Annotated in this window: 21 protein-coding genes and 2 tRNA genes; 8 read left to right on the top strand and 15 right to left on the bottom strand. The window is 65.9% G+C overall.

The window, feature by feature from the left end; genetic code table 11:
* Positions 1-53 precede the first annotated feature (53 nt).
* Positions 54-130 (top strand) — tRNA-Met (locus RI032_RS10615).
* A gap of 55 nt (positions 131-185) precedes the next feature.
* A tRNA-Gln gene (locus tag RI032_RS10610) sits at positions 186-260 on the top strand.
* Between the two features lie 323 nt (positions 261-583).
* Here RI032_RS10610 and rpsI read toward each other — a convergent pair.
* Positions 584-976, bottom strand: coding sequence for a 30S ribosomal protein S9 (rpsI, locus tag RI032_RS10605; RefSeq protein WP_005411311.1), 393 nt, complete (start codon positions 974-976; stop codon positions 584-586).
* A 2-nt stretch (positions 977-978) separates the two neighbouring features.
* On the bottom strand, positions 979-1,407 hold the full coding sequence (rplM, locus tag RI032_RS10600) for a 50S ribosomal protein L13 (protein ID WP_005414692.1): 429 nt from the start codon (positions 1,405-1,407) through the stop codon (positions 979-981).
* A gap of 197 nt (positions 1,408-1,604) precedes the next feature.
* Here rplM and coq7 point away from each other — a divergent pair, with 197 nt between their 5' ends.
* A complete protein-coding gene (coq7, locus tag RI032_RS10595; protein WP_010482647.1) occupies positions 1,605-2,249 on the top strand; it encodes a 2-polyprenyl-3-methyl-6-methoxy-1,4-benzoquinone monooxygenase in 645 nt (214 codons plus the stop codon).
* Positions 2,250-2,333: 84 nt separating this feature from the next.
* Here the strand turns inward: coq7 and RI032_RS10590 are convergent, their stop codons facing one another.
* Both RI032_RS10590 and speD read right to left on the bottom strand, forming a co-directional pair.
* Positions 2,334-2,654: a DMT family transporter gene (locus tag RI032_RS10590; protein WP_005411314.1), complete on the bottom strand. Its 321-nt coding sequence runs from the start codon at positions 2,652-2,654 to the stop codon at positions 2,334-2,336.
* Between the two features lie 167 nt (positions 2,655-2,821).
* Complete coding sequence (gene speD / locus RI032_RS10585; RefSeq protein WP_006473908.1) at positions 2,822-3,616, bottom strand: adenosylmethionine decarboxylase; 795 nt, start codon at positions 3,614-3,616, stop codon at positions 2,822-2,824.
* Between the two features lie 149 nt (positions 3,617-3,765).
* Between speD and crp the strand changes: the two genes are divergently transcribed.
* Entirely contained in the window at positions 3,766-4,455 is a 690-nt protein-coding gene (crp, locus tag RI032_RS10580) for a cAMP-activated global transcriptional regulator CRP (protein ID WP_010482649.1), read from the top strand.
* A 62-nt stretch (positions 4,456-4,517) separates the two neighbouring features.
* Complete coding sequence (locus RI032_RS10575; protein WP_010482650.1) at positions 4,518-5,279, top strand: sulfite exporter TauE/SafE family protein; 762 nt, start codon at positions 4,518-4,520, stop codon at positions 5,277-5,279.
* A gap of 97 nt (positions 5,280-5,376) precedes the next feature.
* Here the strand turns inward: RI032_RS10575 and RI032_RS10570 are convergent, their stop codons facing one another.
* The 7 genes from RI032_RS10570 to RI032_RS10540 all read right to left on the bottom strand — a co-directional run bounded on the left by RI032_RS10570 (position 5,377) and on the right by RI032_RS10540 (position 13,455).
* Entirely contained in the window at positions 5,377-6,093 is a 717-nt protein-coding gene (locus RI032_RS10570; protein ID WP_010482651.1) for a haloacid dehalogenase-like hydrolase, read from the bottom strand.
* Positions 6,090-6,884, bottom strand: coding sequence for an indole-3-glycerol phosphate synthase TrpC (gene trpC / locus RI032_RS10565; protein ID WP_322546981.1), 795 nt, complete (start codon positions 6,882-6,884; stop codon positions 6,090-6,092). Before trpC ends, RI032_RS10570 begins: the two co-directional genes overlap by 4 nt.
* Before the next feature lie 74 nt (positions 6,885-6,958).
* Entirely contained in the window at positions 6,959-7,990 is a 1,032-nt protein-coding gene (trpD, locus tag RI032_RS10560) for an anthranilate phosphoribosyltransferase (RefSeq protein WP_010482653.1), read from the bottom strand.
* 16 nt (positions 7,991-8,006) lie between these two features.
* Entirely contained in the window at positions 8,007-8,594 is a 588-nt protein-coding gene (locus RI032_RS10555) for an anthranilate synthase component II (protein WP_010482655.1), read from the bottom strand.
* 2 nt (positions 8,595-8,596) lie between these two features.
* Positions 8,597-9,376 (bottom strand): SIMPL domain-containing protein, encoded by a 780-nt coding sequence (locus RI032_RS10550; protein WP_164193358.1) that lies wholly within the window; start codon positions 9,374-9,376, stop codon positions 8,597-8,599.
* A 67-nt stretch (positions 9,377-9,443) separates the two neighbouring features.
* Positions 9,444-10,919, bottom strand: coding sequence for an anthranilate synthase component I (gene trpE, locus RI032_RS10545; protein WP_049411792.1), 1,476 nt, complete (start codon positions 10,917-10,919; stop codon positions 9,444-9,446).
* A gap of 178 nt (positions 10,920-11,097) precedes the next feature.
* Positions 11,098-13,455, bottom strand: coding sequence for a Tle-like phospholipase domain-containing protein (locus RI032_RS10540; protein ID WP_322546980.1), 2,358 nt, complete (start codon positions 13,453-13,455; stop codon positions 11,098-11,100).
* 105 nt (positions 13,456-13,560) lie between these two features.
* On the opposite strand from RI032_RS10540, the gene RI032_RS10535 reads away from it, so the two are divergent.
* The gene (locus RI032_RS10535) at positions 13,561-14,424 is read left to right on the top strand and encodes an ankyrin repeat domain-containing protein (RefSeq protein ID WP_322546979.1); all 864 of its coding nucleotides are present in this window, start codon (positions 13,561-13,563) and stop codon (positions 14,422-14,424) included.
* A 15-nt stretch (positions 14,425-14,439) separates the two neighbouring features.
* Here RI032_RS10535 and yegS read toward each other — a convergent pair whose 3' ends face one another.
* The 4 genes from yegS to RI032_RS10515 all read right to left on the bottom strand — a co-directional run bounded on the left by yegS (position 14,440) and on the right by RI032_RS10515 (position 17,216).
* The gene (gene yegS, locus RI032_RS10530; RefSeq protein ID WP_010482660.1) at positions 14,440-15,375 is read right to left on the bottom strand and encodes a lipid kinase YegS; all 936 of its coding nucleotides are present in this window, start codon (positions 15,373-15,375) and stop codon (positions 14,440-14,442) included.
* A gap of 281 nt (positions 15,376-15,656) precedes the next feature.
* Positions 15,657-16,139, bottom strand: a complete 483-nt coding sequence (locus tag RI032_RS10525; protein WP_065178874.1) for a GNAT family N-acetyltransferase — start codon at positions 16,137-16,139, stop codon at positions 15,657-15,659.
* Between the two features lie 12 nt (positions 16,140-16,151).
* Positions 16,152-16,829, bottom strand: coding sequence for a ribulose-phosphate 3-epimerase (gene rpe, locus RI032_RS10520; RefSeq protein WP_010482664.1), 678 nt, complete (start codon positions 16,827-16,829; stop codon positions 16,152-16,154).
* Between the two features lie 57 nt (positions 16,830-16,886).
* On the bottom strand, positions 16,887-17,216 hold the full coding sequence (locus tag RI032_RS10515) for a J domain-containing protein (RefSeq protein WP_005411327.1): 330 nt from the start codon (positions 17,214-17,216) through the stop codon (positions 16,887-16,889).
* A 141-nt stretch (positions 17,217-17,357) separates the two neighbouring features.
* On the opposite strand from RI032_RS10515, the gene RI032_RS10510 reads away from it, so the two are divergent.
* Both RI032_RS10510 and RI032_RS10505 read left to right on the top strand, forming a co-directional pair.
* The gene (locus tag RI032_RS10510; protein ID WP_029379835.1) at positions 17,358-18,284 is read left to right on the top strand and encodes a phosphoribosylaminoimidazolesuccinocarboxamide synthase; all 927 of its coding nucleotides are present in this window, start codon (positions 17,358-17,360) and stop codon (positions 18,282-18,284) included.
* A 136-nt stretch (positions 18,285-18,420) separates the two neighbouring features.
* Complete coding sequence (locus tag RI032_RS10505; protein WP_010482667.1) at positions 18,421-18,906, top strand: Mpo1 family 2-hydroxy fatty acid dioxygenase; 486 nt, start codon at positions 18,421-18,423, stop codon at positions 18,904-18,906.
* Positions 18,907-19,229 lie beyond the last annotated feature (323 nt).

Raw genomic sequence — 19,229 nt, 5'->3', positions numbered from 1 at the left:
CACAAAAGTGTTGACAGGGTCGATACACATCCGCAGAATAGCGGGCTCACCAAGGCTATGTAGCTCAGCCGGTTAGAGCACAGCACTCATAATGCTGGGGTCGGTGGTTCGAGTCCACCCATAGCCACCACACTGAAAATCAAGTTGTTTTTCAGTGTGAAAAGTGAGAAAATAGTTGCACGTTTTGCCCCGTCGCCAAGCGGTAAGGCACCTGACTCTGACTCAGGCATTCGGTGGTTCGAATCCATCCGGGGCAGCCAAATTAAAAGCAAAAGGCCAGATCGAAAGATCTGGCCTTTTGCTTTTAATTTGGTCGCGCATTCCACCTGATCCCCGCGCCTGTCGGCGCGCCCCCTTGAACATCAAGGGGGCTCTCCTCCAGAGAGGGGTCCGGGGTCGGATCCTTTTCAGAGAAAAGGGCTCCGACCCCACCCCCTTCTGACATGTGAAGCCACGGGTAGTACCGACCGCTGGCCGGCAACCCGGGAATGCATGACACCGAAACGACAAAAGCCCGGCCGAAGCCGGGCTTTTGCTTTTCCATCCAGCGGGCTCCCGAAGGAGCCCAACCAGGCGCGGTAGATCAGCGCTTGGAGAACTGGGTGGCGCGGCGGGCCTTGTGCAGACCGACCTTCTTACGCTCGACTTCACGGGCGTCACGGGTCATGAAGCCGGCCTTGCGCAGCTCGGACTTCAGGGTTTCGTCGTACTCGACCAGAGCACGGGCGATGCCCAGACGGATCGCACCGGCCTGGCCGGTGGTGCCGCCGCCAGCGGCGGTGACCAGGATGTCGAAGCTTTCGGTGTTCTTGGTCAGCTCGAGCGGCTGGCGCACGATCATGCGCGCAGTCTCACGACCGAAGAACTCGTCCAGCGGACGGCCGTTGACGGTGATGTTGCCCGAACCCTTGCGCAGGAACACGCGAGCGGTGGAGGACTTGCGGCGGCCAGTGCCGTAGTTTTGAGTGATAGCCATGATTAGATATCCAGAACCTGCGGCTGCTGTGCGGCGTGCGGATGCTCAGTGCCGGCGTAGACCTTGAGCTTGCGGTACATCTGGCGACCCAGCGGGCCCTTCGGCAGCATGCCCTTCACGGCGATCTCGATCACGCGCTCCGGGTGGCGCTCCAGCGCCTGTGCCAGGGATTCGGTCTTCAGGTTGCCGATGTAACCGGTGAAACGGTGATACATCTTGTCCTGCAGCTTCTTGCCGGTGACGGCAATCTTTTCTGCATTGATGACGACCAGGTAGTCGCCGGTATCAACGTGCGGGGTGTAGACCGGCTTGTGCTTGCCGCGCAGACGGCGGGCCAGCTCGGTGGCGAGACGGCCCAGGGTCTTGCCCTCGGCGTCGACGAGGTACCAGTCGCGCTGGACGGTCTCGTTCTTGGCAGTGAAAGTGCTCATGAAGAACTCTAGGTTAGGTCGGGCTCATTGCGGCGAAAGGCTCACCGGAACTCTGCCACGCGTTGTGAAAAGGTGAAGCGTAAGAGGCGGGATTGTACGCAGGTCAGACCCCCGTTGCAAGCCGGCCCCTGACCGGGTTGGCAGGGGGACGGGGCCGGGCGAGAATCGCGGGGTCTTCCGCCCCACCGTGTACCGCCATGACCGTGCTCCGCCAGATCACCCCGCTGGACCACCTGCTGACCGAGGCGCAGCGCGCCCTGGACACGGTGTTCGGCAACCCGCCGGCGGCCCGTCCCTACCCGGCTGCGGACACCGACGAGCCGGGCATGGACAGCACTGAACGCCGCCATGCGGCCGGGCTGATGCGGATCAACCATGTCGGCGAGGTCTGCGCGCAGGGCCTGTACTTCGGCCAGGCCGCCGTGGCCCGCGACCCGGCCACGCGTGAACACCTGCTGGAAGCGGCCCAGGAAGAGACCGACCACCTGGCCTGGTGCGCCACCCGCCTGGGCGAACTGGACAGCCGTCCGAGCCTGTTCAACCCGCTCTGGTATGCCGGCAGCTACACCATCGGCACCCTGGCCGGGCTGCGTGGCGACGGCTGGAACCTGGGCTTCGTGGTCGAAACCGAGCGCCAGGTGGAAGCCCATCTGGACGAGCACCTGGTCGACCTGCCGGCCAGCGACCTGCGCAGCCGCGCGGTCATCCAGGTGATGAAGGAAGACGAGGCCCGCCATGCGGAGCACGCCGAGCAGGCCGGCGCACGGCGCCTGCCGTTCCCGATCCCGGGCGCGATGGCGCTGGCCTCCAGGGTGATGAAGACCATCGCCTACCGCATCTGAAGGGTTGTCCGCACCAACGGCGTGGGCCTACCAAGAGGTGCGGCGGGGCCTGACGGTGGGCCCGACCGTTGGTCGGGCCATCAATCAGTTCGGCGACACCAGCTTCAGGCCGATCACACCGGCCACGATCAGGCCCACGCAGGCCAGGCGGGCCGGCGATGCGCTGTCGTTGAACAGGTAGATGCCCAGCACCGCCACGCCCATGGCGCCGATACCGGTCCAGATCGCGTAGGCCGTGCCGACCGGGATGCTCTTCATCGCCTGGCTCATCAGGTACAGGCTGATCAGCGCGGACACGACCGTGGCAGCAGTGGGAAGGGGTTTGCTGAAGCCTTCGGAGTACTTCATCCCGAGGGCGAAACCGATCTCGAACAGGCCGGCCAGCAGCAGGTAGATCCAGGGCATGGGTGGGGGCTCCTTACCTTTTTGAGAAAAACGAAACGGCCCGGTGTTTTCACACCGGGCCGTGGGTCGGTACATCACCGTGGAACCACGTCGCTTGCGCGACACCAGTTCCACGGGGCGGGTCGTCCCGCCTGGGCGGCGATGCCTGCGGGCATCGCGCATGGGGCTTACTCGGACAGGTTCCGGCCGTGGAACAGCTCTTCGATCTCGCGCTTGAGCAGCGCTTCGATCTTCATGCGTTCCTTGAACGACAGGTTCTTGGCCTTTTCCTCGAACAGGTACTGGTCCAGGTCGAAGTCCTTCAGGTGCATCTTCGTGTGGAAGATGTTTTCCTGGTAGACGTTGACGTCGAACATCTCGTAACGCGACTTGATGTTCTTGGCCAGGAAGTTCTGGATCGAGTTGATCTTGTGATCGATGTAGTGCTTCTTGCCCTTCACATCGCGGGTGAAGCCACGGACGCGGTAGTCCATGATCACGATGTCCGACTCGAGGCTTTCGATCAGGTAGTTCAACGCCTTCAACGGCGAAATGACGCCGCAGGTGGCCACGTCGATGTCGGCGCGGAAGGTGGCGATACCTTCCTGCGGGTGCGTTTCCGGATAGGTGTGCACGGTGATGTGCGACTTGTCCATGTGCGCGACCACGGCGTCGGAGATCAGCTCCTTGCCGGCCTGCTTCTTGTCGATCACCGGTTCTTCGGAGATCAGGATGGTCACCGAGGCACCCTGCGGGTCGTAGTCCTGGCGGGCCACGTTCAGGATGTTGGCGCCGATGATTTCGGCGACATCGGTCAAGATTTGAGTCAGCCTGTCGGCGTTGTACTCTTCATCGATGTATTCAATGTAACGCTGACGCTCCTCTTCGGTGCGCGCGTAACACACGTCATAGATGTTGAAGCTCAGCGCCTTGGTGAGGTTGTTGAAACCCTGCAGCCTCAGGCGAGGCAACGGCTTGACCACGGCGGTCGATTCCTGTGTAAGAAGGGAAAGGGGGAATTATGGGGCAAACTGTCCCCGGGGGGAACGTGAAGATCGCTCACATCTGGCACACTGTTTGCCCTTAACAATTGCGCTGGTTAAGCTCCGCTATCGACCCCGTGAATCCGTTCATGCGCAGAGGGAGCGCTCCTATCGTGTCAACCGTGCGCCTAGCTAGCAGTCCACTGGCCCTGGATATCGCCACAATCGATCGTTTCCTGGCGCACAGCCACAGGCGGCGATACCCCACCCGTACCGACGTCTTCCGACCCGGTGACCCGGCGGGAACCCTGTATTACGTCATCAGCGGCTCGGTTTCGATCATGGCCGAGGAAGATGACGATCGCGAGCTCGTGCTGGGCTACTTCGGTGCTGGCGAGTTCGTCGGCGAGATGGGCCTGTTCGTTGAATCGGACCGCCGCGAGGTGATCCTGCGGACCCGCACCGCCTGTGAGCTGGCCGAAATCAGCTACGAGCGCCTGCATCAGCTGTTCCTCGGCCCGCTGTCGGCCGATGCCCCGCGCCTGCTGTACGCGCTGGGCCAGCAGATCTCCAAGCGCCTGCTCGACACCAGCCGCAAGGCCAGCCGACTGGCATTCCTGGACGTCACCGACCGGATCGTGCGCACCCTGCACGACCTGGCGCAGGAACCGGAAGCAATGAGCCACCCGCAGGGCAGCCAGCTGCGCGTCTCGCGCCAGGAACTGGCGCGCCTGGTCGGCTGTTCGCGCGAAATGGCCGGCCGCGTGCTGAAGAAGCTGCAGACCGACGGCCTGCTGCATGCCCGCGGCAAGACCGTGGTGCTGTACGGCACCCGTTGACCGTTGAGCACCCGGTGGGTGCGGACCTTGGTCCGCACTCCTTCGCGCGCTAGGCTCGGGGCATGGAGCTGAGCAGCGAATTCTGGTGGTTCATCCTCATCGGCCTCGGCGCGCAGCTGGTCGACGGCGCGCTGGGCATGGCTTTCGGCCTGGTCTCATCGTCGGTGATGCTGAGCATGGGCCTGCCGCCGGCGCAGGTCAGCGCCAGCATCCACACCGCGGAAGTGTTCACCACCGGCGCCTCGGGTGTGTCGCACCTCGCCGCCGGGAATGTCGATAAACGCCTGTTCCTGCGCCTGGCCCTGCCCGGCGCGGTGGGCGGCGCGGTGGGCGCCTACGTGCTCACCCAGATCCCGGGCGAGATCATCCGGCCACTGATCTACCTGTACCTGCTGGTGCTGGCGATCATCATCCTGGCCCGCGCGGCCGGACGCTGGATGCCCAAAGGCGAAATCCGCCGGGTACCGGTGCTGGGCTTCTTCGCGGGCCTGCTCGACGCCAGCGGCGGTGGCGGCTGGGGGCCGATCGCCACGTCCACCCTGCTCGCTCGTGGTGGCCAGGCGCGCACCACCATCGGTACGGTCAATGCGGCGGAGTTCGTGGTCACGCTGACGGTGTCGGCGACCTTCCTGCTGTCGATGGGGGTGCAGCACCTGCAGATCGTCGCCGGCCTGCTGATCGGCGGCATGATGGCCGCGCCGGTGGCGGCGATCCTGGTCAAGCGGGTGAAGGAGCGCTGGGTGCTGGTGGCCGTTGGCGTGCTGGTGCTGGGCATCAGCCTGTTCCAGATCGGCCACGCGGTGTACGGGCACCTGTATCGCTGAGGCATTCCCTGTAGAGCCGGGCCATGCTCGGCTGATCGCGCACGGATACCGCAACGAAGAGCAGCCGAGCATGGCTCGGCTCTACAACAGGCTCGGATCAGGCCTTGTCGCCACCACGGTCCACGCAGCCCCAGTTGAGGATGCGGGTGCCGGCCGGCAGCACGCGGCGGAAGAAGTCCACCCTGCCCGGCTTCGGGTTCACCACCACCGGCGCCTTGGCCGCCAGCAGCAATGGCAGGTCGGCGGTGCTGTCGGAGTAGGCGATATCGATATCGCCGTAGCCGCGCTCGCGCAGCATGCGCATCTTCTCTTCGTTGTGGCAGTGGCGGGTCGGGCCGACGCCGCCCAGCCGTGGGCCAACCTCGGTGCCGATCACCGGTACGTCCTGGTGGGCGACGAAGGCCAGGATCGCCCGTGCCAGCTCTGGCGGCGCGCCGGTGGCAACCACCACGCGGTCGCCCTTGGCGCGGTGCGCGGCGAACACCTCCAGCGCCTGCGGCAGCAGCTTGGCGCGCATCTGCGCCTCGTTGCGCAGCACATAGGCGTCGATGACCTTGTTGAAATCGCGCGCACGGTGCAGGCCGAAGCTGCCGATCCACACATAGACCGAAATACCGGCACGACGGGTCGGCAGCAGCGCCACCATCGGCCCGGCGATCGGCGTGACCAGCAGCGCCGCCAGCATCCGCAACGGGTTGCGCTTGATCAGCGAGGCGAACAGGTGGGTGCCCGAATCGCCGTCGTAGAGGGTGTGGTCGAAATCGAAGACCACCAGCGGCGCATCGTCGCGCGGCGTCGGATAGTGCGTTTTCATGCCGCGAAGAATAGCTGACGCAGGCCCTCGCCCGGCTCTTCCACGCGCATGAAGGCCTCGCCGACCAGGAACGCATGGATGCCGGCATCGCGCATCAGCGCCACGTCCTGTGGGCCCAGGATGCCGCTCTCGGTCACCAGCAGGCGGTCACGCGGCACCGCCTTCTGCATGTCCAGCGTGGTCTGCAGCGACACTTCGAAGGTGCGCAGGTTGCGGTTGTTGATGCCGATCATCGGTGCCGGCACCTGCAGCGCACGCTCCAGTTCGTCGATGTCATGCACTTCCACCAGCACGTCCATGCCCAGCGACAGTGCCAGTTCGGACAGGGTGGCCAGCTGGGTGTCGTCCAGCGCGGCGACGATCAGCAGGATGCAGTCGGCGCCCAGCACGCGCGCCTCGTACACCTGGTAGGCGTCAATCACGAAGTCCTTGCGCAGCACCGGCAGCGTGCAGGCCTCGCGGGCCTGCTGCAGGTAGGCGTCGGCACCCTGGAAGAAATCCGCGTCGGTCAGCACCGACAGGCAACTGGCGCCACCGAACTCGTAGCTGACGGCGATATCGGCCGGGCGGAAATCCGGGCGGATCACGCCCTTGGACGGGCTGGCCTTCTTCACCTCGGCGATGACTGCGGGGTCGCCATTGGCCGCCGCCGCCTGCAGCGCGCGCACGAAGCCACGTACTGGCGGGGCGCTGGCCAGGGCGGCCTGAAGCGCCTCGAGCGGGCGCTGGGCGCGGCGCTGGGCCACTTCTTCGGCCTTGCGGGCCAGGATCGTCTGCAGGATGTCGCTCATCGTCGTCGGTTCGGTGCGGGGGCGGTGAGGACGGCCATTATCGGCCATCGAGAGGGTCAGGCTGAACCGCGCGCTCAGGCAACCAGCGCGCGGGTGGTCTCCACATACTGCTGCAGGCGCTGGCGGGCGCTGCCGTTGGCGATGGCGGCACGTGCGCGGGCCAGGCCATCGCCGATGTCGCTGGCCACGCCGGCCACGTACAGGGCGGCGCCGGCGTTCAGCGCGACGATGTCCAGTGCCGGGCCCGGCTCGTTGTCCAGCACGGCGCGCAGCATCTGGATGGACTGCTCCGGGCTGTCCACGCGCAGGTTGCGGCTGGCCGACATGGCGATGCCGAAGTCCTCCGGGTGGATCTCGTACTCGCGCACCTTGCCGTCGCGCAGCTCGCCCACCAGGGTGCCGGCGCCCAGCGAGATCTCATCCATGTTGTCGCGGCCCCAGACCACCATGGCGCGCTCGGTACCCAGCTCGCGCAGCACGCGCGCCTGGATGCCCACCAGATCGGGGTGGAACACGCCCATCAGCACCGACGGCGCGCTGGCCGGGTTGGTCAGCGGGCCGAGGATGTTGAAGATGGTGCGCACGCCCATCTCGCGGCGGACCGGCGCGACCACCTTCATCGACGGATGATGGATCGGCGCGAACATGAAGCCGATGCCGGTCTGCTCGATGGCCGCGGCCACTTGGGCCGGCTGCAGCTCGATGGCCGCACCCAGTGCTTCGACCGCATCGGCGCTGCCGGACTTGGACGACACGCTGCGGTTGCCATGCTTGGCCACGCGCGCACCGGCTGCGGCCGCCACGAACATCGCGCAGGTGGAGATGTTGAAGGTATGCGAGCCATCGCCACCGGTACCGACGATGTCGACCAGGTGGGTGGTATCGGCCACCGGCACCGCCAGCGCGAATTCGCGCATGACCGTGGCCGCGGCCGCGATCTCGTCGATGGTTTCCTTCTTCACCCGCAGGCCGGTGAGGATGGCGGCGGTCATCATCGGCGAGACATCGCCGCGCATGATCTGCCGCATCAGGTCGACCATTTCGTCGAAGAAGATTTCGCGGTGCTCGATGGTGCGTTGCAGGGCTTCCTGGGGGGAGAAGCTCATGGGAATGCTCCTTGGATCAGGCCGCCGGGCGCTGCAGGAAATTGCGCAGCAGGGCGTGGCCGTGTTCGGTGAGGATGGATTCGGGGTGGAACTGCACGCCCTCCACCGGGAACTGGCGGTGACGCAGGCCCATGATCTCTTCGATCGAGCCGTCCTCGTTCTCGGTCCAGGCGGTCACTTCCAGCACATCGGGCAGGCTGTGCTTGTCCACCACCAGCGAGTGGTAGCGGGTGGCCTGGTAACGATCCGGCAGGCCGGCGAACACGCCCTTGCCTTCATGGCGGATGGGCGAGGTCTTGCCGTGCATGATGTTGCCCGCGCGGATGACCGTGCCACCGTAGACCTGGCCGATGCCCTGGTGGCCCAGGCAGACGCCGAGGATGGGCGTGGTCGGGCCGAGGCGCTCGATCAGTTCCAGCGACACGCCCGCCTCGTTGGGCGTGCACGGGCCGGGCGAGATGACGATGCGCTCGGGTTTCTGCGCGGCGATCTCGTCCACGCTCATCGCATCGTTGCGCACCACCTTCACTTCGGCGCCCAGCGTCTGCAGGTACTGCACGAGGTTGTAGGTGAAGCTGTCGTAGTTGTCGATCATCCACAACATGGTCAGGTTCCGTCGCTTATCAGGAAAATGGCGTATACGTTTTCGGTGTAGGTGATGGGGCCGGCTTCAATGGACTCCGGTGCACCGGGCGCAGGTGCCGAGGCCGGTGCATAGCTGCCGGTCACCGAGATCCTGTCCAGATACTCACCATCCTCGCCCGGCTGCGGCCATTGCCCGGCCTGGATGCCGTAGGCGAAGTCCGGCGCCACGTCGGAGATGCTGTACAGGCCACGCACTTTCGTTCCATAGGCCTTGGCCAGGCCCTGCGCGGACTCGCGGGTCTTGGCCGCTGCTTCGCCCTTGAGTTCGCGTCGCAGCGCCACTTCGCCCGAGTAGGTCGGGGCCACGCTGCTGACCTGCACGTTCTCGTTGGCCTTCAGCGCACCCAGCACGTCCTGCATCGCCTTCACGCTGGCGAAGCTGGCACGCAGCTGGCGCGACACGCGGGTGCCAATGAAGACCTGCCGGTTCTGCTCATAGCGCGTCGCCGGACCGATACGCAGGTTGTCCGCGCGCACGCTGCCTTCCACCGCCTTGTGCTGCTTGAACAGCGCCAGCACGCGCGCGACGTTGTCCTGCACGCGGTGGCGCGCGGCGTCGGCATCCATGTCGGCCTCTTCGATGTTCAACTGCAGGCCGAACCGGTCCGGCATCACCACGCGGCGCGCCTCGCCCTTCACCAGCAGGTGCGGCTGCGAGGGAATGGTATTGGCCTGCGCCCACGCAGACGGGGCCATCGTGGCCAGCAGTGACGACCACAGCAATGCGCTCAGCAGCTTCATGCGGTACTCCTTGTCTTGAACGGGAACAGCGGAACGACCACGGCGCAACGGCCGTGGCGAGGCAGGCTTACAGGCCCTTGGCAGCCTGGGCGACGGCGCGGAACAGCGCGCGGCCCTTGTTCATCGTCTCGTCCCATTCCTTGTCCGGGTCCGAGTCGTAGACGATGCCGGCGCCGGCCTGCACGTACAGGCGGCCGTCCTTGATCACCGCGGTGCGGATCGCGATCGCGGTATCTGCATCGCCGTGCCAGCCGATGTAGCCGATGCTGCCGGCATAGACATTGCGCTTGATCGGTTCCAGCTCGCGGATCACCTCCAGCGCGCGGATCTTCGGCGCGCCGCTGACCGTGCCGGCCGGGAAGGTGGCGCGCAGCACATCGGCATAGCTCAGCCCCGGCTGCAGCTGCCCGGTCACTTCGCTGACGATGTGCATGACGTGGCTGTAGCGTTCGATCACGAACTGCTCGCCCACTTCCACGGTGCCGGCCTTGGACACGCGACCGGCATCGTTGCGGCCGAGGTCGATCAGCATCAGGTGCTCGGCGCGTTCCTTCGGATCGGCCAGCAGTTCGGCTTCCAGCGCCAGATCCTGCTCGACGGTGGCACCGCGCGGACGGGTACCGGCGATCGGGCGCACGGTGACTTCGCCATCCTGCAGACGCACCAGGATTTCCGGCGACGAGCCGACCACCTGCAGGTCGCCGACATCCAGGAAGTACATGTACGGCGACGGGTTCAGTGCACGCAGCGCGCGGTACACATCCACCGGGCGCGCCTTGAACGGCACGCTCAGGCGCTGGCTGAGCACCACCTGGAAGATGTCACCGGCGCGGATGTATTCCTTGCTGCGCTGGACCGCATCGACGAAGCCTTCGCGGGTAAAACCGGAGACGAAATCGGACTCGTCCAGCACATCACTGTTGAGCGGGGCGGGATAACCGGCGCCCGGTGCGCGCAGCTTGGCGGTCAGGGCATCCAGGCGGGCCTGGGCCTGCTCGAAGGCGCCCTCGACCCGGGGGTCGGCATGCACGATCAGGTACAGCCGGCCCTTGAGATTGTCGAACACCGCCAGCTCATTGGAATCCAGCAGCAGGATGTCCGGGGTGCCCAGTTCATCACGGCCGGCCGGCGGCGCCAGGCGCGGTTCGATGTAGCCGATGCATTCGAAACCGAACCAGCCGACCAGGCCACCGGTGAAGCCCGGCAGGCCGTCCAGCTTGGGCACCGAGTGAGCGCTGCGCAGCGCCTCGACCTCGGCGAACGGGTCGGCCACCTCGCGGGTTTCCACCATCTGGCCGTCTTCGCGCACGGTCAGCGTATGGCCGTGGAAGGCGTACACGCGGCGCGCCGGCAGGCCGATGATCGAGTAACGACCAAAGCGCTCGCCGCCTTCGACGGATTCAAACAGGTAGGTATTGGGGCCGTCGGCGAGCTTCAGATAGACCGAAAGCGGCGTGTCCAGGTCGGACAGCACTTCACGGACGACGGGAATATGGGTGTGGCCTTCAGCGGCCTGCTGCTGAAACTGAGCGTGCGAGTTCAAGACGACTTTCCTTCCGGGACACAGCGTTATGGGGGCGGACGACGGCAACGGGCCACCATCGCCACCAACGGCGTGCGGAAGAAAGGGTATGCGGGGTCGTCAGGCTGGACACCCCTTGACTGTATCGCAGCCGGGGCGGGAGGGGAACCCCGCCGCCGCGGCGCGGTTCATTCGGCCATTAGCCCATCCGCCGGGCGTTCTCCTGGGCCTCCAGCCCCTGTTGCTGGGCCAGTCCAGCCGCCGTCGCCTGTTCGCGACCGGTGTTCAGGGCGTCAACCTGCGCCGTGCTCACGGCCAGCGGCTGGGCCATGCCGGCCGCCACGTCCACGTGCGCATGTCGGCGGTGGGCCGCCTGCAGATCCGGGGTGTCGACCGCGAATGCCCGCGTGCGGTCGTCACTGAGCAGCACATGGGAAATGGCCTGCAGCCCATCGCGCTTGGCCTGCGCAGCCAACGCCCCGGCCAGCTGGTCGCTCTGCAGGTTCGGGATGCGGCCATGTGCCACATCGAGGCCGTGCACGCCGGTCTGCGCGCCCTTGAACAGATGGAAGTCGATGTGCCCCGGATCGTTCAGCGCTGGCATCTTCGCGGCCCCCTCCTGCAGCTGCGCATGCGGCCGTCCAAGCAGCTTGCGCGCGGCCGCCTCCTGGCTCGCGATTGCCGCGTCGAGACTGGGGTTCATCGTCTCGCTCATGCCATGCCGGTCCACCGACTCCCCCATGGTCGCACTGCCGCGCCCGATCACCCACGACGTCTTGGCAAGGTTGACCAGGTTCTGCGGCAGTGCCGGCGTGGGCAGGTGCGTGGCAATGCCCTTGTTGGCCATCGCACCCAGCCCGACGGTGCCGGCCAGCACGGCCGGCGCCTGCGAGGTCAGCCCGGTGATCTGATGGCTGCTCCAGTTCATGCCCATGTGGAAAGTCGCGCCGTACACGGCATAGCCATTGCGCAGCCCATTGGCCACGCCATGCACGCCCTGCTGCAGCTGGCCGCCCAGATGATGGCCGCCGGCGCGGATGCGGCCGGCATCCGCCGCTGCTTCACGGGTGGCTTCACGGGCCTTGGTTTCGTGTTGATTGCGGGCCGCGTCACCGTGCTCGCGCATCTGCCTGGCCATGTCGTCGGCACCGAGCGCACCCAGCACGCTGGCCCCGATGTTCCAGCCGTAACTGCCCTTGGCCTGCACGCGGTGGCTGACCGATTCGACCAGGCCCTGCAGCTCGCGTCCCTTGGCAATGACCGTCGCACCGCCTTCGATGCCGACCCGCATGCTCTTTCCACCGTAGTCGACCACGGTGCCGATCGCATTTCCCTGCAGGGTCGACGCACGCTCGACGGCCACGCCGGACAGGCTCATGCCCCGGCCCGCCAGCGCGCCGACCTGCTCGACATGTTCACCGGCAACCCGTCCGGCACGCATGCCACGCGCACCTGCGATCAGCACCTCGGCCAACGGGCCACCGTATTCGGCAAGCTGGCTTGGCGCTTCTCGATGGCGGCGGTCCACCACCTTTCCATTCACTTCGGTCTTGGCATCCAGCAACAGTTCCATCCTGCCCGCGGCCACCGGAACATTGCGCAATGCCTCCGCCCCGGATTTCGACGCCAGCTGGTCAACCAGCTGGGCGGTGGCCGTCTGCGCACCGGCCGGCATCATCTCCTGCAGCTTGCGGGTAACCATCTGCTGCACGCCGGGCTGGCGCAGCAGCTGGCTGGTCTCGCTGGCCAGCAGGCCAAAGCCCTGCCGGTGATGCTCGTTGAGCCGCTTCAATCCGTTCTGCACATCGTTGAGCACTTCACCCGAGGTCTGGTAGGTGTGCACCGTGTCGCGCGTGTTGAACACCGGCAATCCGTGGGATTTCGCGTAGCGATCGGCGGTGGCCGGATGCAGGCCCGCCGAATTGAAGGTGGTCGCACGTACACCGGTCACCGCCGAAGCGGCAGAGGCCATGCCGCCGCCAAGCGAATGACCGGCGAGTTCAAAGTGGGTACCGGAGGTCTTCAAGCGACTCGCCAGTGCCATGGCCCGATCGTAGTAGTCACTCTGCATGCCCATGCCCTGGCGTCCGTTGTTGAGGAAATCCTCGCCTCCGGACTCACGCCGCCCGCCTTTCGCCCGGGGATCGATGATTTCGCCCGTGGATCCCTTGAACACCAGCACCGGCTTGGCGTCATCACCGAACACCCTTTTGTCCGGAATGTAGATCTCTGCGCGGAAACCCGAGTCGTTCGGCCGCATCAGCTTCTTCAGGTCGGCTGCCCCCAGGCTGATGCCCGCTGCTTTGAGCGTGTCCGGGTCGGTCACGGCACTGGCTCGCGTCCACCCGACCGGCGGCTCTCCTTTGCCCTTTGCCGAGGCATACACATCATCAGCAAGCGAACCCAGCTCGCGGGCGTGATAGGTCTCGCGCAGGCGCGCCGCTTCGGTGGCGTGTCCGCCGCCCTGCAGTTGCTCGACCAGGTGCTGCTGCGCCTGGACGCTCCTGGCGCGGGCCTGCAGCAGGCGCTCCTGCTGCTCGGGATCGTGACCGCTCATGGCAGACTCCATTGCTCATCAGTGAAGACGTGGTCATCCAGGACCTGCTGGAATGACCACGGCCAACGCTATCATCCCCCGAACGCGTCCATGTCAAGGAATCACATGCACCGTCACCCTCACAGTTCCTTTACGCCATTCTCCTGGCTGGCGCTGATGCTGCTGATACTGCTGAGCGCCTGCGCGCGCACGTCTTCACATGACGCGGAGCGCTATTTCGAAGGCAAAGCCCTGGAGCTGGCCATTGCCGCCGAACAGGGAGATGCGGCGACGATCACGCGCCTGATCAAGACCGAAGGCGTGAACCCCGACAAGGAGTTCTCGAAGCAGGATGGCATTCCGCTCATCGCGTGGCCGTTGCGCGCGCGGAACCTGGAAGGCCTGCGCGCGATGCTCGACAACGGCGCCAATCCGAATGCACGGCGTATTGAAACGCTGGACGGCGAGACGTTCCGCCACAACAACGCCATGGTCTATGCCGCGAAGATGGACGATCCGCGCTACCTGGCCCTCCTGCTGGATCATGGCGGCGACCCGGACACGCGCACCTCCAATACCGAAACGCTGCTGTTCCAGGCCTTCATTTCCGGCAACCTGTGGAAGAACATCCAGCTGCTGGTGGAGCGCGGCGCACACGTCAACGAATCCAACATCGGCCAGGCCGATACGGTCCTGAGCTGGTACACCGGCCGTGGCGGCTTCGAGCAGGCCTACTGGCTGCTTGAACATGGTGCGGACCCCACGATTGCATCGCCGTCATCGGCGCAATCGGGCGCGCCCGATCGGATGGCCATGGTCGAAGCGATCTACTGGGAAATCACCACACCGGACCTGCTGCCGTGGCAGAAGAAGTGCCAGCAGTGGCTGATCGATCACGGCATTGCCCGGCCGCCGCTGCCGCAGTACATCCGCGAGAAGCGTGAAGCATTCGGGTTCCCGGCGAAGGAGCAGGACATACCGCCGTTGTAGGACTTCCGGTCCGGCTCAGCGCGGCTCGGACAACAGTGCACAGCCCACGGGCAGGTGCATCCGCACCCTGCCCGGCACGCACGCGATGCGGAACTGGCGCGCCTGTACCGGTTCACCGTCCAGGTTGAGCGTCAGCGGGCGCTCGGACTCCACCTGCAACCATGGCAGCCGCGCGCGCGTTGCCAGCTGTTCCAGCGCGGCCTGGGTGCCGGACTTCAGCATCTGGCCGAGCGTGGCGGTGACTTCCCCCTCCAGCTCCGGAAGCACCGTCACGTCCAGCTGCCCATCATCGATCAGTGCCTGCGGGCACAATTGCTGGCCACCGCCTGCCTGGCGGCCATTGCCGATGCCGAGCGCGATGAAGTCGCCTTCCCACGCGAAGTCCGGGCCGGACAGCCGCGCGGTGATCGGCTCGATGCGACCCAGCTTGGCGATGCCGGTGATCACGTAGGCCAGCCCGCCCAGCATCTTCTTCAAGCCGGCATCGGTCTCCACCGTTACCTGCGTGCCAAAACCACCGCTGGCAAGGTTGGCGCACCACCAGTGGGTGCCATCGGCGTCCACGCGCAGGAGATCGATCGCATGCGGCGTCGCCTGCCCGATCAAGCCGAAGGCCTCCTTCGGCTCGGTGGGAATGCCGGCAGCAGTCGCGAAGTCGTTGGCGGTCCCCATCGGAATCAGCGCCAGTGATGGCAGCGCATCCGCCGGTTCCTCACGGTGGGCCAGGGTCTCGGCCACCGCGCTGAGCGTGCCATCGCCACCGGCGGCCACGATCACGTCCACACCATGATCGATCGCCTCGGCCACGTAGCGTTCGGCGTCACCGTCCTCCCAGGTCACCCGCACTTCCAGCTGCACGCCCTGCCCGCGCCAATGGCCGACGGCGTCGCGCAACTCATCGTTGCCAGCGGATTTGCCATTGAGGATCAGGCGCCAGCGCGGTGCGGCCATGTGGTGCTTCCAGGACGGGGGCGCACAGGCTAGCAATGCGCTGTTTGTCCGCGGTGAATGTCACGCAGATGTCATTCAGCAACCGGAGAATGGAAGGCCATAGCAGGGACGACGGATGGAGGCAGGATCAGCCTCCCACGCATGCAGCGAGGCCACGCCAGTGATTGGCGTGGCTTTTTTTTCGGCGTTCGCAGGGAGTGCGAACCAAGGTTCGCACCTACCTGGTTGCGGTTCGCCCCATCGGGTTGGTAGATCCACGCCATGCGTGGATGCATTTCATTTCAACCGTTGGCGAAATCGTGCAGCGCCTGGCCCTGCAGCCGATACACGGTCCACTCGTCCTGGGGCTTGGCACCAGCGGCGGTGTAGAACTCGATGGCCGGGGTGTTCCAGTCCAGCACCGACCATTCGAAACGTCCGCAGCCCTCGGCCACGGCCTGGCGTGCGATGTACTTCAGCAGCGCTTTGCCGGCGCCTGCCCCGCGCTTTTCCTGGCTGACGTACAGGTCTTCCAGGTAGATGCCCTTGCGGCCCAGCCAGGTGGAGTAGTTGTAGAAGTACACCGCATAGCCGATCGCTTCGCCGTCGGCTTCGCAGATCAGCGCACGCGCCGTGGCGTCGGCACCGAACAGGCTCTCGGCGATGCCGATCTCATCGGTCTGCACCGAATGCTCGGCCTTCTCGTAGATGGCCAGCTCACGGATGAAGTGCAGGATCAGGCCGGCATCGGCCACGGTGGCCGGACGGATGTTCAACACGGCCACTGTACCCATGGCTCAGCCCCTTGCCGCAGCAACGTTCGCGCGCATCTGCGCGATCACGTCCTGGTAGCTGGTCTTGGCGTTGAAGATGGCCGAGCCGGCGACGAAGGTGTCAGCGCCAGCGGCGGCGATCTCACCGATGTTGTCGGCCTTCACGCCACCGTCGATCTCCAGGCGGATGTCCTTGCCGCTGGCGTCGATCATCTTGCGCACCACGCGCAGCTTGTCCAGCGCCGAGGGGATGAAGGCCTGGCCACCGAAACCCGGGTTGACCGACATCAGCAGCACCAGGTCCAGGTCATCCAGCACCCAGTCGAGGATGTCCACCGGGGTGGCCGGATTGAGCACAATGCCCGGCTTGCAGCCCAGCGAGCGGATCAGCTGGATGGTGCGGTGCACGTGGCGACTGGCCTCCGGGTGGAAGCTGATGTAGGTGGCACCGGCTTCGGCGAAGTCCGGGATGATGCGGTCCACCGGCTCAACCATCAGGTGCACGTCGATCGGCGCGGTGACGCCGTGCTTGCGCAAGGCCTGGCAGACCATCGGGCCGATGGTCAGGTTCGGCACGTAGTGGTTGTCCATCACGTCGAAGTGAACCCAGTCCGCACCGGCGGCGAGGACGTTGTCGACTTCCTCGCCGAGGCGGGCGAAGTTGGCGGAGAGAATGGACGGGGCGATGAGGCAGTTGGACATGGCCGGGGCCTTCGGAACGGGGAAAGGATTCTCCCGCCCGCAGGCGGGACTGTCGGGTCAGCGCTTGCGCAGGGTCTTGATGCGGTCGTAGGCGGCGTTGATCCGCCGCGACTTCTGCTCGGCCTGCTGCTGCAGCTCGGGGGCGGCACCGCCCAGCTTGTCGGGGTGGTACTGCGAGATCAGCTTGCGATAGGCGCGCTCTACCTCGGCATCGGTGGCCTCGGAGGTCAGCCCCAGCTCCCGGTACGGGTTCTCCTTGTTCAGGCGGAACCAGTCCGAGTCGAAGGCATGGCCGATCAACAGGCCGACCACCGCGCCAAACAGCGGATTGGGCCGGAACAGCAGGGCGCCGGCGATGAATCCGAGCAGTTTTCCGTACCAGCGCATGGCGCTCCGGGGTCGACCGACGAAATGGACGCTCATTTTACGTCACAGCGGGCCCGGACGGCTTTACACTAGGCCGCCCGCTGGTCAGCGGGCCCGCCGGGTCCGTTGGGCAGCCGTATCGACAACGCCCCAGGAGTGCCCGTGCCAACCACGCTGTTGCAATCCGATCTCCCCGGCCTGCCCTTGCGCCATCGCGGCAAGGTGCGTGATGTGTTCGATATCCCGCGCGAGCGGCTGCCTGCAGGGACCCCGCCGGGCGACTACCTGCTGATGGTGGCCACCGATCGCCTGTCGGCGTTCGACGTGGTCCTGCCCGACCCGATCCCGGGCAAGGGCGAGATGCTCTGCCAGGTGTCCAACTTCTGGTTCGCCAAGACCGCGCACCTGATGCCCAACCACCTGACCGGCATCGACGTGGCCAGCGTGCTGCCCGAGGGCGTGGATCCGGCCCTGTACGCCAAGCGTGCGGTGGTCACCCGCAAGCTGAAGCCGGTGCCGGTGGAAGCGATCGCCCGCGGCTACCTGATCGGCAGCGGCTGGAAGGACTACCAGCGCACCGGGAAGGTCAGCGGCATCGACCTGCCCGATGGCCTGCGCCAGGCCGAGCAGCTGCCGGAGCCGATCTTCACCCCGTCCACCAAGGCCGCCGTCGGCGACCATGACGAGAACATCGATTTCGATGCGATGGTGAAGCAGGTCGGTGCGGACCTGGCCGAGCGCGTGCGCGACGCCACCCTGCGCATCTACAAGTTCGCCGCCGACTACGCCCGCGAGCGCGGCATCATCCTGGCCGATACCAAATTCGAGTTCGGTACCGACGCCGATGGCCGCCTGTACATCATGGACGAGATGCTGACGCCGGATTCCTCGCGTTACTGGCCGGCCGACGAGTACGAAGTGGGTACCAGCCCGCCGAGCTACGACAAGCAATTCGTGCGCGATTACCTGGAGACGCTGGACTGGGGCAAGACCGCCCCGGGACCGACCATCCCGGCCGAGATCATCGAGCGCACCCGCGCCAAGTACGCCGAGGCGCTGCAGCGCCTGGCCGGGATCAGCGTCGACTGATCCGCCTGCGCCCCCGGCCGGAAAGGCGGGGGCACTCTGAAGGGGTAGTGCCGGCCGCTGGCCGGCAACCTCGGCGAATCCGCAGCCAGGCATGGCCTGGCTCTACTGTCGGCTCTGGCGGGAGTATGCTGGCCGCATGCAGACATCCACCGAGCTTGCGCGGCCGATCGACCGCTATTTCGCCAGCTACTCCGACGACCACCGCAATGTGATCAACCAGCGCATCCACGTGGTGGCGGTACCGGCGATCCTGTGGTCGGTGGTGGCCCTGCTGTGGTGCCTGCCGCCGCTGATCACCTGGTTCCAGTACGGCATCTGGTCGGCGTTCGCGATGTTCAGCGCCTGGTGCTTCTACAACAAGCTGTCGCGCCCGCTGGGCATCGGCATGCTCATCCAGTTCTTCGTGTTCGGCTGCCTGTGCCGCCTGCTGGAAGCCGAAATCGGCCTGCAGGCCCTGCGCTGGCTGGCGGTGGGGGTGTTCGTGGTGGCCTGGATTGCGCAGTTCATCGGCCACACGTTCGAGGGCCGCAAGCCCAGCTTCCTGACTGACCTGACCTACCTGCTGATCGGCCCGGCCTGGGTGATGGCCAAGTTCTACCGCAAGCTCGACTGGCGCTATTGAACTGCGGGCGGCCGACGGCGGCCGTCGTTTCCTGAACGGGCAGATTCCGTCACCCACACTCCACGACAGCCCTGCCAGCCTGCCCCGGTGACTCGCTCCCCACTTCCCGCCCGTCGACGGCAGCCCCTGTGCGACAGGGCCTGCGGTCTCCCTGCGTGGGCGTAGGGTGTCCCCGAGGGCAACCGGGGAAGGACTGCAGGAACGTGATGCTGCACCGCAGAAAAAATGAATCAGCGAACGTTACATGCAATTGATCGCTGTTCGATGGGTTTCGGCGACATTTCGCGGCCTGTTATCCTCCCTGACCTGCTCGTGAATCATGG

It is taken from the genome of Stenotrophomonas geniculata (assembly GCF_034508895.1).
GTDB lineage: Bacteria > Pseudomonadota > Gammaproteobacteria > Xanthomonadales > Xanthomonadaceae > Stenotrophomonas > Stenotrophomonas geniculata.
This window is presented reverse-complemented; position numbering and strand designations above follow the sequence as displayed.

Excerpts from the sequence above, each read along its gene's own strand:
- rpsI (WP_005411311.1), bottom strand. The coding sequence starts at position 976 with ATGGCTATCACTCAAAACTACGGCACTGGCCGCCGCAAGTCCTCCACC.
- rplM (WP_005414692.1), bottom strand. The coding sequence starts at position 1,407 with ATGAGCACTTTCACTGCCAAGAACGAGACCGTCCAGCGCGACTGGTAC.
- coq7 (WP_010482647.1), top strand. The coding sequence starts at position 1,605 with ATGACCGTGCTCCGCCAGATCACCCCGCTGGACCACCTGCTGACCGAG.
- RI032_RS10590 (WP_005411314.1), bottom strand. The coding sequence starts at position 2,654 with ATGCCCTGGATCTACCTGCTGCTGGCCGGCCTGTTCGAGATCGGTTTC.
- crp (WP_010482649.1), top strand. The coding sequence starts at position 3,766 with ATGCGCAGAGGGAGCGCTCCTATCGTGTCAACCGTGCGCCTAGCTAGC.
- RI032_RS10575 (WP_010482650.1), top strand. The coding sequence starts at position 4,518 with ATGGAGCTGAGCAGCGAATTCTGGTGGTTCATCCTCATCGGCCTCGGC.
- RI032_RS10570 (WP_010482651.1), bottom strand. The coding sequence starts at position 6,093 with ATGAAAACGCACTATCCGACGCCGCGCGACGATGCGCCGCTGGTGGTC.
- trpC (WP_322546981.1), bottom strand. The coding sequence starts at position 6,884 with ATGAGCGACATCCTGCAGACGATCCTGGCCCGCAAGGCCGAAGAAGTG.
- trpD (WP_010482653.1), bottom strand. The coding sequence starts at position 7,990 with ATGAGCTTCTCCCCCCAGGAAGCCCTGCAACGCACCATCGAGCACCGC.
- RI032_RS10555 (WP_010482655.1), bottom strand. The coding sequence starts at position 8,594 with ATGTTGTGGATGATCGACAACTACGACAGCTTCACCTACAACCTCGTG.
- RI032_RS10550 (WP_164193358.1), bottom strand. The coding sequence starts at position 9,376 with ATGAAGCTGCTGAGCGCATTGCTGTGGTCGTCACTGCTGGCCACGATG.
- RI032_RS10540 (WP_322546980.1), bottom strand. The coding sequence starts at position 13,455 with ATGAGCGGTCACGATCCCGAGCAGCAGGAGCGCCTGCTGCAGGCCCGC.
- RI032_RS10535 (WP_322546979.1), top strand. The coding sequence starts at position 13,561 with ATGCACCGTCACCCTCACAGTTCCTTTACGCCATTCTCCTGGCTGGCG.
- yegS (WP_010482660.1), bottom strand. The coding sequence starts at position 15,375 with ATGGCCGCACCGCGCTGGCGCCTGATCCTCAATGGCAAATCCGCTGGC.
- rpe (WP_010482664.1), bottom strand. The coding sequence starts at position 16,829 with ATGTCCAACTGCCTCATCGCCCCGTCCATTCTCTCCGCCAACTTCGCC.
- RI032_RS10515 (WP_005411327.1), bottom strand. The coding sequence starts at position 17,216 with ATGCGCTGGTACGGAAAACTGCTCGGATTCATCGCCGGCGCCCTGCTG.
- RI032_RS10505 (WP_010482667.1), top strand. The coding sequence starts at position 18,421 with ATGCAGACATCCACCGAGCTTGCGCGGCCGATCGACCGCTATTTCGCC.